The sequence below is a fragment of the Pedobacter sp. CAN_A7 genome (genome assembly GCF_015752175.1).
GTDB lineage: Bacteria > Bacteroidota > Bacteroidia > Sphingobacteriales > Sphingobacteriaceae > Pedobacter.
On record NZ_JADOUW010000002.1, the window covers coordinates 349,421 to 362,375 of the forward strand.

General features: G+C 39.9%; 10 protein-coding genes. 8 read left to right on the forward strand and 2 right to left on the reverse strand.

Annotated elements, in window-relative coordinates:
* The first annotated feature begins 44 nt into the window (after positions 1-44).
* Positions 45-1,385: a TolC family protein gene (locus tag IWX76_RS07660; protein ID WP_334641767.1), complete on the forward strand. Its 1,341-nt coding sequence runs from the start codon at positions 45-47 to the stop codon at positions 1,383-1,385.
* Positions 1,386-1,389: 4 nt separating this feature from the next.
* On the opposite strand, the gene IWX76_RS07665 is transcribed toward IWX76_RS07660, so the two are convergent.
* Positions 1,390-2,433 (reverse strand): hypothetical protein, encoded by a 1,044-nt coding sequence (locus IWX76_RS07665; protein WP_196860028.1) that lies wholly within the window; start codon positions 2,431-2,433, stop codon positions 1,390-1,392.
* Between the two features lie 135 nt (positions 2,434-2,568).
* Here IWX76_RS07665 and IWX76_RS07670 point away from each other — a divergent pair, with 135 nt between their 5' ends.
* From IWX76_RS07670 to IWX76_RS07700, 7 genes are all read left to right on the forward strand, one after another.
* Positions 2,569-2,907, forward strand: a complete 339-nt coding sequence (locus tag IWX76_RS07670; protein WP_196859320.1) for a hypothetical protein — start codon at positions 2,569-2,571, stop codon at positions 2,905-2,907.
* A 405-nt stretch (positions 2,908-3,312) separates the two neighbouring features.
* Entirely contained in the window at positions 3,313-6,552 is a 3,240-nt protein-coding gene (locus IWX76_RS07675) for a SusC/RagA family TonB-linked outer membrane protein (protein WP_196859321.1), read from the forward strand.
* Positions 6,553-6,580: 28 nt separating this feature from the next.
* Positions 6,581-8,356 (forward strand): RagB/SusD family nutrient uptake outer membrane protein, encoded by a 1,776-nt coding sequence (locus IWX76_RS07680; RefSeq protein WP_196859322.1) that lies wholly within the window; start codon positions 6,581-6,583, stop codon positions 8,354-8,356.
* A gap of 36 nt (positions 8,357-8,392) precedes the next feature.
* Positions 8,393-9,229, forward strand: coding sequence for an endonuclease/exonuclease/phosphatase family protein (locus tag IWX76_RS07685; protein ID WP_196859323.1), 837 nt, complete (start codon positions 8,393-8,395; stop codon positions 9,227-9,229).
* Positions 9,230-9,795: 566 nt separating this feature from the next.
* Positions 9,796-10,527, forward strand: coding sequence for an amidohydrolase family protein (locus tag IWX76_RS07690; protein WP_196859324.1), 732 nt, complete (start codon positions 9,796-9,798; stop codon positions 10,525-10,527).
* Positions 10,499-10,780, forward strand: coding sequence for an amidohydrolase family protein (locus IWX76_RS18170; RefSeq protein WP_196859325.1), 282 nt, complete (start codon positions 10,499-10,501; stop codon positions 10,778-10,780). The genes IWX76_RS07690 and IWX76_RS18170 overlap by 29 nt, the downstream gene beginning before the upstream one ends.
* Before the next feature lie 205 nt (positions 10,781-10,985).
* The gene (locus IWX76_RS07700; protein WP_196859326.1) at positions 10,986-12,128 is read left to right on the forward strand and encodes a glycoside hydrolase family 43 protein; all 1,143 of its coding nucleotides are present in this window, start codon (positions 10,986-10,988) and stop codon (positions 12,126-12,128) included.
* 440 nt (positions 12,129-12,568) lie between these two features.
* Here the strand turns inward: IWX76_RS07700 and IWX76_RS07705 are convergent, their stop codons facing one another.
* Positions 12,569-12,910, reverse strand: a complete 342-nt coding sequence (locus IWX76_RS07705) for a VOC family protein (RefSeq protein WP_196859327.1) — start codon at positions 12,908-12,910, stop codon at positions 12,569-12,571.
* Positions 12,911-12,955: the final 45 nt, after the last annotated feature.

The window sequence follows — 12,955 nt, forward strand, 5'->3', positions numbered from 1 at the left end:
TAGCTCATGATGATTTCAATACCTATTATAAACAATATACATTGATGAAACTAACCCTGCTCAACGCTATTTTTTTGTTGCTTCTGCCCATCATAATCAAGGCACAGGAAAGCCCGGTTACCTTGCGTTTAAGCTTAAGGGAAGCCCGGAAAATGGCCTTGCATCAAAACCCGCGTTTACGGGCTGGCGACCTGAATACACAAATTGCCAGGGAAAACATTGCACAGGTAAAATGGAAAAGAATTCCTCAGGTTTATGCCGATTTCAACTTGCAGCGCAACCTCATTATTCCAGTAACGCCGGTGCCTGCCAATGCCTTTAATCCGTCGGCACCCGAAGGGGAACTTTTGCCTTTAAGGTTTAGTACCAAATGGACAGCAAATACAGGTTTAAATGCACAGGTGGATTTATTTAATCCGCAGAAAAAGCAGGAATTACAGGAAGCGAAACTGCAGGCCGAACAAAGTGTGACCGAGCAACAGCAGCTGGAAAACGACATTGATTTTGAAGTGAGCAAAGCCTATGCTGCTGCACTGATTGCTGAGGAGCAATTGCGACTGGCCATTGCCGATACAGTTGCCAAGTTTAAAATGGTAACCATGACCCAGGAGCAGTTTGATGCCGGACGTCTGTTACTGGCCGAACTGAACCTTGCAAAAGCAGATCGCAATACGACCTTAAGTCATTTTGATGAAGCCACAAAGATTAATGCGGACGCCACTGCCCAACTTCTTTACCACTTGGGCTACGACCCCGAAGCGGAGGTGAAGCTGGAATTTACGGATGACATCGAGTCCTTATTTTCTTCTTTTCAAGGGGTGGCAATGGCCGATAGCAGCCAGCGTTTAAGCTTGAAAAGATTAGACCAGGAGGAGCAAATGATTAACGTTCAGCTAAAGGGCACAAAGAATGGTTTTCTGCCTGTATTAGCAGTGCAGGGGTACTATGGAAGCAATTACTTCGATAATAATTTTGAGCTCTTTAAAAGCCGCAATTGGAACGGCAATAGCTTCGTAAATGTGGGCCTTCGTATACCCCTTACGGAGGGTTTAGAGCGGGTAAAGAAAATTAGCCAGTTGAAGTTACAGCAACAAGTGAACCGGCTGGAATACCAGGATCAGCAGCATAAAAACAAACTGGATGGTCTGGCGGCAAGCCGTGAGGTAGCCCTTGCGGAGAAAAAATACACGCGCGCAAAGGACAACTTCATTTTGGCACAAGAGAATTACCAGAATGTGCAGGCACAATATAATAATGGCAGGTTGCTGATCGGTGATTTCTACAAACAAAGCTATGCCTATGAACAGGAAAAAAACAGCTACCTCAACGCCAGCTATGATTTCATTTTAGCTCGGATGAAACAGGAAAAAACCCTTAAAGATTAAAACTTTAAAGTTTTACCTGCCTGATGATGTTTTTAATGTTCAATTCTATCATATCAGTCATGGTCTGGCAGGCCAGATAGTTTTCATCTTCAAAATGTGCGGCCATGCCTTCTTTTAGCTGGGCAATATTTTCTGCAGAGGTAAGCACCTCAGTATTGGAAACATCTCTTAAATCTTTCAGGCGATGCCTTTCGCTTCGCACGCAGTGCAAAATAGACGATTTTTCTTCCTGTTGATATTGGAGGTAGGTTTTATCCGTTAGCTGCTCCATACCCATTTTTACATAAGGAAAATTCTCCTTAAAAAACTGGGGCTGGTAAACCTTGATGTTCCCTTCATAAAACTGCTGATCAAAATCAATGGCGCGGATTCTAAACTGGATATCATCAAAGTCGGGGGTAATCTGCATCACAAAATTATAGGAACGCATGTCGCCAAGCAGCATCACCAGGCATCGCTCATTAAACTTCACAAATTCTTTAGCAATACGGGTGGGGTTATATTCTGGTTTATGCAGGTAGGTTTTCGAAAACACATCGCCTGGAATACCGGCAATATGCTCTTCAATTAAGGTTTCGCGGTCCACCAGGTAGTTGACCTGGTTCGGCGATAATATTTCTTCCAGCTCGAGTCCATAAATACGTGATGCATCTGCCCGTTTCACATAAAAATAATCGTAGACGTCGTTTAAGCGGTTGACAATCCTGATGCGGAAAGGATGCGTATTGCCAAAGGTGCAATACTCAATTTTGTCGATGTATTTATGCTGCACAATACGCAGGTTTCCGGAAGCCTTTAAATTAGCGTAAATCACCTTCAGGCCATTATGAATATCTTCAATACGATCGTTAGCATAGATGGGCCCTTCCCATAGGGAATCCTTCCCACTTTTATCCATAATAGGAAATGACTCACTGAACTGCAACAAATCGTCGTAGGTTATGGGCAGTTTTGAATCCCTTTGGTAAGCCCGCAGGTATTTTTGTAAAGGGGCTGACACCGGAAATATCGGCTTCTTTAACACTATTTTAACGTCGTTTAACTCCATCAGCAAGCAATTTACGCCTAATTTCGTGGAATCCATAAAAACGACCTTTTGGGATCCACTGTTTTTTCAGCGATAAATAGAATGGGTCCTATGGTTTGACGATCGGAAATTCCGTAAATTGCGCAAAAATTAATTATGAGTACAGTACGCACCATCCCAGAATATAAAGATTTTAAAGAGTTTTACCTTAACGCTGTCCTTCCATTAAAAGAACAAAATCCTGCATTTCGCAGATTAGACGGCAAAACTGCTGGATCTACCAGAAACGTTTATGCTTATTTCTGGTATGCCGATAAAAAATGGCGCGTTGGTGCCGATACGTATATTGATCGCCTGAAAATTGCTTTCGATACTTTCGAGAAAACAGAAACTCCATTTGTGATTAAACCAACACGTGATCATCAAGGCGAAAGCTTGTCGATCAAAGGCCAGCCAATCAGAAACCAAAAGTTTAACGTTTACAACGCTTCCTAAGAATTTCCTAAAAGCCGGTACCGGGTTGATTGTTGGTCGACCAGGGTTCCTGGCAAGAGCGGAGATGCGACGTGTTAGGAACGCCTTTAGTACGGCCTTCGTACGCGTGATGCCGTACGAAGGCCGTATAAAGCCCGTACCAGATGCGTTATTGTGCCGGAGTTGTTAGGAGCCAGGTGCAGTGGCGAGTCTCGCTTTACGCTATTTTCTTTTTTTCTTCCAAATCCATGCGCTCGTTCGTTGAGTGTAGGTATTCTAGTCTATTGCTCCATTATCGAAGTTGCTGGTATTGTTAATTAATTGTTAACTTTTGTTAAAAAACTAAGGCTGTTAACATATACTTTGCTCAAAATTATTACTAGCTTTAAATTGAAGCAAGTAGCTTCGAACCAAATTTAAACAGGTATGGAAATTAAAAATTCTACTAGACTAGGAAGATCTATCTTGTCAGTAATTCTTGTCTTTTTCTGTGTGGGTGCCTTCGCACAATCGAAAAAGATCAGCGGAACTGTAAATGATGGTGATAACCGCCCCCTCCCCGGCATCAGTATTTCTGTTAAGGGAAAAAAACTTCAAACAAGTACAGATGTAGATGGAAAGTTCATTATTAGCGAGGTCGACAATAATGATGTTCTGGTCTTTTCTTATGTGGGTTTTACCACACAGGAAATTTCAATTGGAAATCGTACTACTCTTAGTATTACTCTTAAAGAAGATACTAAAACGTTAAATGAAATTGTGGTTGTGGGTTTTGGGGTGCAAAAGAAAGCAAACCTTACTGGTGCTGTTGATCAAGTCACTAGTGAAGTTTTAGAAAACAGGCCCATTTCTAACCTTTCGCAGGGCCTTCAGGGTGTTATGCCAAACTTGAATATCAAGATGATGGATGGCAAGCCCACACAGTCTCCCAAATATAATATTAGAGGGACAACTTCGATCGGACAAGGCGGAAGTGCATTGGTATTAATTGATGGATTTGAAGGAGATCCAAGTCTGCTAAATCCGAATGATGTTGAAAGTATATCCATGCTAAAAGATGCTGCTTCGGCATCAATTTATGGTGCAAGAGGGGTATTTGGTGTGGTACTAATCACCACAAAGAAACCAGAAAAAGGCAGAACAAGTGTTAGTTATTCTACAAACGTTGCAGTAAAGGCTCCTCTCCAAACTCCAGATTTTGTTACAGATGGTTATACCTGGGCAAAAATGTTTTCAGAAGCTTTTGTAAATGGTGATGGCGCTTTCCCGCAAAATGCAAATAAAACACAGAAATTCTCTCAAGCGTATTTAGATGAGTTTAAAAGGAGATCTGAATCTGGTCAGCCGTATAATGAAGTAGAGATTGACCCACTTACAGGAGAATATACTTATTACGGTAATACAGATTGGTACAAGCATTTGTATAAAGACAACACAACCGCCACGGAGAATAACATATCTGTAAGTGGTAGCTCGGATAAAGCATCATTCTTAGTGTCAGGCCGTTTTTTAACACAAAATGGGCTATTCCGATATAATTCGGATGATTACAATATGAAAAATATTCGTGCAAGAGGTTCAGTAGAAGTATTTCCATGGTTAACCTTAGAAAACAATGCGGATTTTTCAGTAATGCAATACCACAACCCACTAAATGTTGGGGAGGGCGGTGGAATTTGGCGGAATATTGCCGACGAAGGCAAGCCAACCGTTCCTATGTTTAATCCTGATGGTTCCTTGACTTTTACAGCAGCCTATACGGTGGGTGACTTTTATTATGGAAAAAACGGAATAGATACGAAGAAACAGGTATTTAGAAATATTACCGGACTTAGAGCGAAATTTTTTGACAATAAATTTAGAATCAATGCTGATTTTACTTTCCGTAATACGGATAACAATGTAAATCAAAGGCGTGTACAAGTTCCTTATAGTAATATATTAGGGCAGATTGCTCATGTAGGCACCACGACTAATGACCTAACTTTTGAGAGAAATCAAACCCAATACCTGGCCACTAATATCTATGCAGAGTTTGAGCATACCTTCAACGATATTCACTACCTGAAAGCGATGGCAGGTTATAATTATGAGCAGTCTACAGATAACAGGTTATATATTCAAAGAAACGGTTTGATTTTCGAAGATGCGACTGACCTGAATCTGGCATTAGGACAAGCCATAACGCCTGGTGGTGGATTTGAGAAATGGGCAATTTTAGGTGGATTTTCGAGGTTGAATTACTCCTTTAAAGACAGGTATTTGTTAGAAGTGAATGCACGTTATGATGGATCCTCGAAATTTCCAACAGATCAGCGGTATGGCTTTTTCCCTTCAGTTTCTGCTGGATGGAGAATTAACCAGGAACCTTTTTGGAAAATCTCTCCTGACCTCGTATCTGACTTAAAAATCAGGGCATCATATGGATCACTTGGAAATGGTAACATCGCTTCTTATGCTTACCAGGAAATCTTCAACATCGTTCAGTCTGGTGTTATCCTGAATGGGGTAAGACCACAAACGACCAGCCAGCCAGGTGTACTTCCTAATGGAATTACCTGGGAAACTTCTACAACAACCAATTTAGGTCTTGACTTTTCCATGTTTGGAAGTCGTTTGTCTTTTTCGGGAGATGCTTATATACGTAATACGACTGACATGTTTACCTTGGGTTTAACGGCCCCTGCAATTTTTGGAAATACTGTGCCAAAGGGTAATTATGCAGATTTGCAAACTAAGGGTTGGGAGATATCCCTTGGCTGGAACGACCAGATTGGCAAAGATTCGGCTAAGCCGCTTAGGTACAATGTACGGTTAACCCTTGCCGACAATAAATCTAAAATCACTAGGTACAATAACCCTGATCGATTATTAAATGATTATTATGAAGGACAGGTTATCGGTGAGATTTGGGGTTACGAAACAGAAGGGTTTTTCATAGATCAGGCGGATATTGACTCACATGCAAAGCAGAGTCCACAGATGCGGGCCTCACCTACAAATATTTGGTATCCCGGTGACATCAAATTAAAAGATATTAATGGCGATGGCTTCATCAATGTTGGAGATAATAGTGTTTCTAATCCTGGTGACAGAAAAATAATAGGGAATTCAGCACCTAGGTATCTGTACGGAATCAATCTGGGTGCAGACTGGAACAGTTTCTTTTTCTCTACGTTTTTCCAGGGTGTAGGAAAGCAACAATGGTATCCAAGTACAGAAACTGAAATGTTCTGGGGACAATATAACAGACCATACAATAATATTCCAACCTTTCATTTAGGTAACATGTGGACTCCAGAAAATACAGATGCTTATTTTCCGAGAACCATGTCTCGTGCAGCATCCAGCAATACGAATAGAACACTTGGTGTAGCACAAACAAGATACTTGCAGAATGTAGCCTATTTAAGAATGAAAAATGTTCAGGTAGGATATAACCTTCCGACAAAGTTATTAGCTAAGATTGGTGCACGTAATGCAAAGGTGTTTTTATCGGGAGAAAATTTACTCACTTTTTCGCCACTCTATAAAGTTGTAAAAACAATAGATGTAGAGAATGCAGTACCATCAGATCAAGATTTAAATAGAAATAGTACAAACGGAGACGGCTATAATTATCCTATGTTAAAAAGTGTTTCACTTGGTTTAAATATCGGATTTTAATAGAAAAACTTAACCTTAAAGAATCATCATGAAAAAACAATATCTATTGATCCTATTATGCTTGATGGCATTTGCTTCATGCGAAACCCTGGATCAGGAACCTGAATCAACAGCAACAAAATCAGCGGTATTTAGTACCGAATCAGGATTGAGATTATATACCAATTCATTTTATTCGATGTCGTTCATGCCAAGAAGTTCCACTAGTCGCGATGCGATGTCGGATTATTTGGCGGTGAGGTCTGTAGAAACCTTTCTTCAGCCTGGAGCCTATGGTGCAAACCTAAGTTCAGGCTGGTCATGGACAGACCTCAGGAACATCAATTATTTCCTTGAAAATAACAAGGATCCCAATGTGCCACTTGCTGTTAGAAATAACTACTCAGGAATAGCAAGGTACTATAGGGCGTATTTTTATCTAGAGAAAATAAAGAGATTTGGGGACGTACCCTGGATTGGAAAACCACTTGCGATTGATGATCCTGCATTATATGGTAAAAGAGATAAACGTGAATTAGTTATGGATTCCGTTCTTGCGGATATAAATTTTGCCTGCGAAAATATTACCGTAAGTAATGATCCTTCCCGTACTACCGTTACTAAAAATGTAGCTTATGCGTTTAAATCAAGGTTATGCCTTTTCGAAGGTACTTTCAGGAAATACCATACAGAGTTAGGTCTGCAGGCAAGTGCCACCTCCTGGCTAAACGATGCAGCAGCATCAGCTAAATATTTAATGGATAATGGAGGTTATTCTTTAAATACAGCTGGTGGACCAGGAAATTCTTACCGTCAGGTATTCATAAGCACGGTACCCATAGCAACTGAGGTTCTACAATCGTCAATCAGTGACCTTACCTTAAATGTGCTTCACGATGCAAATTGGTGGTGGACAAGTGGAACTTACGGTGCAAAAGCAAGTTTTACAAGAACTTTTATCAATACTTATTTAAAATTAGATGGAACACCCTATACGAATGACCCTGCCTACAGAACCATGGTGTTTAAAGACGAGGTTAAAAATAGGGATTTAAGACTTAAACAGACGATCCGCTCAGGCGATTATAAAAGAGTTAGTGGCGGTGTTCAGGTGCCTGCACCCCCTTTGTTTTCGTATACTTTTACCGGATATCAACCGATAAAATGGACCCTTGATGATATGTACTTTGATGCAGGTTCATTAAATAATAACGCTGTTGCGCTATATCGCTATGCTGAAGTTTTATTAAACTATGCAGAAGCAAAAGCAGAATTAGGCACGTTGACAGATGGAGACTGGGCCCAGACTATAGGCCGACTTCGGGAAAGAGGCGGTATTACTGGTGGTTTATCATCTAAACCAACGCAGGCAGATCCATACCTGATGGCCAACTATTTTCCAGGAATAAGTGATGCTACAATCCTTGAAATAAGACGTGAAAGAGGCATTGAACTCAGTCTGGAAGGATTTAGATTTAGTGATATCTTAAGATGGAAAAGAGGTCAGCTTATGGAGCAGGAATGGAATGGTTTTTACGTTCCATCACTTGTGACGCCAATGGACCTGAATGAAGATGGGATTCTTGATGTCGCTTTTTACCAGGGAACAGCACCGACAGCAGTGCCGGGAGTAACTTATGTGAATGTTTCTCCTACAGCAGGAGGCAGAACAAATTCACAACTGCTAAAAAATGGCAGCTCAGGAGAACTTACCTGGATGAATGAAATCCCACGAAAATGGGATGATAAAATGTATTATTATCCAATTCCTCAGGCTGATTTACAAAGAAATCCTGCTCTTGGACAAAACGCCGGTTGGCAATAGTTTATCCTATTCAATTAACTAAGACAAAATTATAGTATGAAATTAAAATTTATTGTTTTTACCGCTTTACTTAGCTGCATAGCCCTAGGTATAAAAGCGCAATCACTAACCATAGCAAGTTTTAATATACGTTATGCAAATCAAAGTGATACAGGTAACCTATGGGTAAACCGAGCTCCTGTGATTGCCAACTTGATTCGTTTTCACGAGTTTGATGTATTTGGAACGCAGGAAGGACTTAAAAATCAACTGGATGATATTAGTACAGCGCTTCCAGCGTATGCCAGGTATGGTTTGGGCCGCGATGATGGCAAAGAGGGTGGTGAACATTCAGCTATCTATTACCTAAAAGATAAGTATACCCTTGTTGAGAAAGGTGATTTCTGGCTTTCTGAAACACCGGACAAACCTGGAAAAGGCTGGGATGCTACCTGTTGTAACCGGATCTGCTCTTGGGTTTACCTAAAAGATGTCAATACTAAAAAAATGTTCTATGTATTTAACGTCCACTTTGATCATCAAGGAAAGACAGCCAGAGTAGAGAGTGGTAAATTGATGCTGGAAAAGATTAAAAAGATTGCTGGAAATAAGCCGGTAGTGCTCACTGGTGATTTTAATGGGGACCGCGAAAGTGAATGGTATAAAACAATCGCTAATTCTGACATATTAAAAGATGTTTATGGAAAGGTGAAGTTTCCTTATGAAAATAATGGTTCATCCAATGGTTTTAGAACACCTAGGGGTATGCGGGTAATTGATCATATCTTTATGTCTGACCATTTTAAGGCAAAGAAATGGGGGATTCTTACAGATACCTATTTCGGTAAATTTCCTTCAGATCATTTTCCAATCGTTTCCGTACTTACATTATAATTAGCTTCTTACGATTTTATTTTCTTTAAAGCCGTTGTATATTTAAATATATGCAACGGCTTTTTTGATTAGCGCCCTCAGTCATAATGGTGGCGCTAACAAGCAATGTTAATACGATTACGCTTATTCGGCTTTTTTCTTGAATACCAAAATAGACCTAATCCTATTCACCCATGAAAAGGTGTTAAATTGAACAATGCCGGCAACATGAATAAAATCCTCGTCTGCAAGATCCTATCTTCCGATAAAATATTAGAATGTAGAACTTCTACTTTGCCTAGAATAAAGTTATTTCTTGTTGTACTACCATTACTTTAAGCCTTTGTGCAAAAACTGAAAAAAACAGAAGTAAAATTGGAGACAAGATTTTCATGCTGATTGCGATTTAAGCCAAATATAACTGTAGCAAAGATAGTAGTGGCGATCAATGAAAGTAAAAGGAATGAAAACATTATAATGTCGACGTATTTTTTTCTAAATTTAAAGTAGGGGTTATTGGCTGAATACAGATCTGGCAAAGGTTCGGAAGCCAAGTTCCTTTAACGGTATAAGCATAGGTAATTGCTATGAATCGGAGATCTGCATTAAGAAGTTTATCCTCTATTGGGGCTGCTGCAATACTACCGACATTTCTAGATGTTAGGGAAGCTGCAAGCGAAACCTCTGTGAACACGCTACCTGGACAACATTTGCGAAAAATTGCTACCGAGGAGGCTTTTACCATTCCTGAAATAGCTTCAGCAATTCGAGAAATCGTACAACGAAGTGGAACAAATTTAGATCTTGTTCTTTTGAAGCAGCTTTATGAGCAACAGCACACGATCCCGGCCCAACCAAAATCTAGCAGCAACAACGTGTCTAATCGTGACCATGCAGCAAAGGATATGCTGCCGAAATTACTGGACTTTGAAGAAATGAGGCTGCAGGATATGGCAAGCAATGGTGTTGATATGCACGTGTTATCTCTAGTGATGCCGGGTGTCCAAATGTTTGCGCCGAAGCAGGCGATTGAACTTGCCGCTTTGGCAAATGATAGGCTAAGTGAAGTCATAAGTCGGCAACCAACACGGTTTGCTGGCTTGGCGAGTTTTGCACCACAGGATCCAAATGCCGCTGCAAAGGAAATGGAGAGAGCCATTAAACATTTAAAACTGAATGGATTTATCGTCAATTCACATACGGGAAATCGATATTTAGATGATCCTTGGTTTTTTCCTGTTTTAGAAGCTTCCGAAGCTCTTCAATTGCTCAGCAGACTCGACTTCATGGGTGGGACCGGGGGCTCGTGCAGGACGTAAAAATCAGTTAAAACCAAGTGATTTTTTTAAGAAGAACATAACGATTACAACAAGTGGAGTTGAAGATCCACTTGCGCTTAGGTATTGTATTGATAAAATTGGGGCTGACCGCATCATGTGGGCGATCGATTATCCTTTTCAACCCACTACAGCGTCAGTAATATTTATTGAATCTGCCCCTATTTCTGAAACTGATCGTGCAAAAATCACATACAGTAACGCAGAACGAATTTTCAAGATTAAATCAAAATGATATTAAATTCACTTACTATTTTAACACTATTTGTTGGGTTTTTATTCTTCCCATCAATACCCGGAACGTTAATTTACTGTTCTTTACGCGTCTTCATGCAGCATTAATTATGTTACAATAGTATATTGTACAGTTTCTTTATAAAATAATTATATTTCAATGTTTAGTTTTTGCTATTTCAAAAACTCCTTACACACCAAACTATATGAGAAAAGAATTTCTGATCATTATTTTTTTAATCGGGGTGCTTACTAACATTACAAAGGCCCAAACGCATGTAAGTAGTAAGGAGAAAGTTTACAAAAATCCTTTGAAAGTGCAATTAGGGGATCCTTATGTATTACATACTGAAGGTACCTATTACATGTATGGCACCGGAGGAGAGGCGGACCGAGGCTTTTCGGCGTATTCATCTAAAGATTTGGTTAACTGGAAGCCAGAAGGGCAGGTGTATTTCCACGACAATAAAAACGGATGGAGCGATCCAAATACCGCATGGGACGGCGCTTATTGGGCACCGGAGGTATATGAAGTAAAAGGCAAATACTATCTCTTTTACAGTGCACAATGGAAAGTAAACCCAGCGAAGGAAATGGAAAATTTCAAAATCGGCGTTGCGGTGTCCGACAAACCTACAGGTCCGTTTGTTGACTTGGCACCGAAACCATTGTTCGATCCAGGCTACCCGATTATAGACGCAAATGTGTTTTTTGATACCAATGGAAAATCATATTTATATTATTCTCGGGCGGCTTATAAACATCCGGTAGAGAGCGAAATAGCAGACCAGGCCCGGAAAAGCGGTAAGTACAAAGAAATTGAAGAAAGCTGGGTTTATGGTGTAGAGCTGAAACCAGACTTTTCGGGTGTGACAGGTGAACCTGTATTACTACTTCGGCCTCCAGTAAAGTTAAATGACAAGCAGGCAGCGTGGGAAAGCCTTTCTGTAACGACTGGAGAGGTTAACCGGCGCTGGACCGAAGGCTCTGTAACGTTTAAAAAAGACGGCATCTACTATATTATGTATTCTGCAAACCATTTCGGAGGCGAGCACTACGCCGTAGGCTATGGCACATCTTATTCTCCTTTGGGCCCTTTTAAAAAAGCAGAAAATAACCCGGTTTTGCACAAGAACACTAATAATGGAGGCATAGTCTCTGGTACAGGGCACAATAGCATCATTTATTCTCCGGATGGTAAGGAAATGTTTTGCGTTTATCATGGAAGAACCACTGCTACGGGTTCTGAAAGAGTGGTGTTTATTGATAGGATGGAAGTGAAAAATGGCAAAATCACTGTATTCGGACCAACCACTCAGCCACAAAAAAAGCCTTCAGGTTCTCCATGATATTTCAGGTTGTTATAGTTTTTATCAATGGTAAGGGCTTGGATTACTATAAAGAGCAATTCGGTATTAAGTAATTTTTGTTTTTTGAGATAGTAGCAAAATGCAGCTTTCAGCAATAAATCACGTAGTCAATCCCACTAATAGAACTAAATTATTGGATAATATTTTATCAATTTATAGCTTTCTCCTTTTTCTATTTCATTACATTTAATTCTTATTTGTACGCTGTACCCATAAAGTAAATTGATTAAAAAAAGCCGCAAACCAATCAATAACTAAATTAACGCATTGATTTTCAAGGTCAGCTTTCTATTTCATAATCTTCCAATCATTCAGGTAAATATGTAAAAGATATTGCTTAGGATTGCCTTAATGATATATAATCTCGTAACGCAAACGGCTTATCGCATGCGTTCGAGAATGCAAGACAAAATTAGAGTCTATTTATCTGACCATATTGCAAGTTCATTCCCAGAAGGATCAAGAAAATGAAAACGGTGCCCTCCAGGGAACGTGAAAATATCTTTAGTAATTCTTCCTTTGGCCTGAATGACCTGATCTTTGATCTTATTTAGATCTTCGTGATAAAGGACAATTAATGCTCCATTGGTTATCTCATCTGCGCATTTCTCAAAGCCTCCGTCAAGGCCACTCTCGGAAAAGGCGATGTAATTTTGTCCATAGTCTGTAAAGCTCCAGTTAAAAGCCATTGTATAGAACTCTTTTGTTTCATCAAGATCGTTAGTTTTAAATTCAATGTAGTTAATGTGATTGTTTGTCATACTTAAAAATTTTTATGTAGTGTTGGGCAGTGAACAGATTTCAAT

What these genes read in the sequence shown, in the direction of transcription:
- IWX76_RS07660 (WP_334641767.1), top strand. Translation starts at nt 45, where the DNA reads ATGAAACTAACCCTGCTCAACGCTATTTTTTTGTTGCTTCTGCCCATC.
- IWX76_RS07665 (WP_196860028.1), bottom strand. Translation starts at nt 2,433, where the DNA reads ATGGAGTTAAACGACGTTAAAATAGTGTTAAAGAAGCCGATATTTCCG.
- IWX76_RS07670 (WP_196859320.1), top strand. Translation starts at nt 2,569, where the DNA reads ATGAGTACAGTACGCACCATCCCAGAATATAAAGATTTTAAAGAGTTT.
- IWX76_RS07675 (WP_196859321.1), top strand. Translation starts at nt 3,313, where the DNA reads ATGGAAATTAAAAATTCTACTAGACTAGGAAGATCTATCTTGTCAGTA.
- IWX76_RS07680 (WP_196859322.1), top strand. Translation starts at nt 6,581, where the DNA reads ATGAAAAAACAATATCTATTGATCCTATTATGCTTGATGGCATTTGCT.
- IWX76_RS07685 (WP_196859323.1), top strand. Translation starts at nt 8,393, where the DNA reads ATGAAATTAAAATTTATTGTTTTTACCGCTTTACTTAGCTGCATAGCC.
- IWX76_RS07690 (WP_196859324.1), top strand. Translation starts at nt 9,796, where the DNA reads ATGAATCGGAGATCTGCATTAAGAAGTTTATCCTCTATTGGGGCTGCT.
- IWX76_RS07700 (WP_196859326.1), top strand. Translation starts at nt 10,986, where the DNA reads ATGAGAAAAGAATTTCTGATCATTATTTTTTTAATCGGGGTGCTTACT.
- IWX76_RS07705 (WP_196859327.1), bottom strand. Translation starts at nt 12,910, where the DNA reads ATGACAAACAATCACATTAACTACATTGAATTTAAAACTAACGATCTT.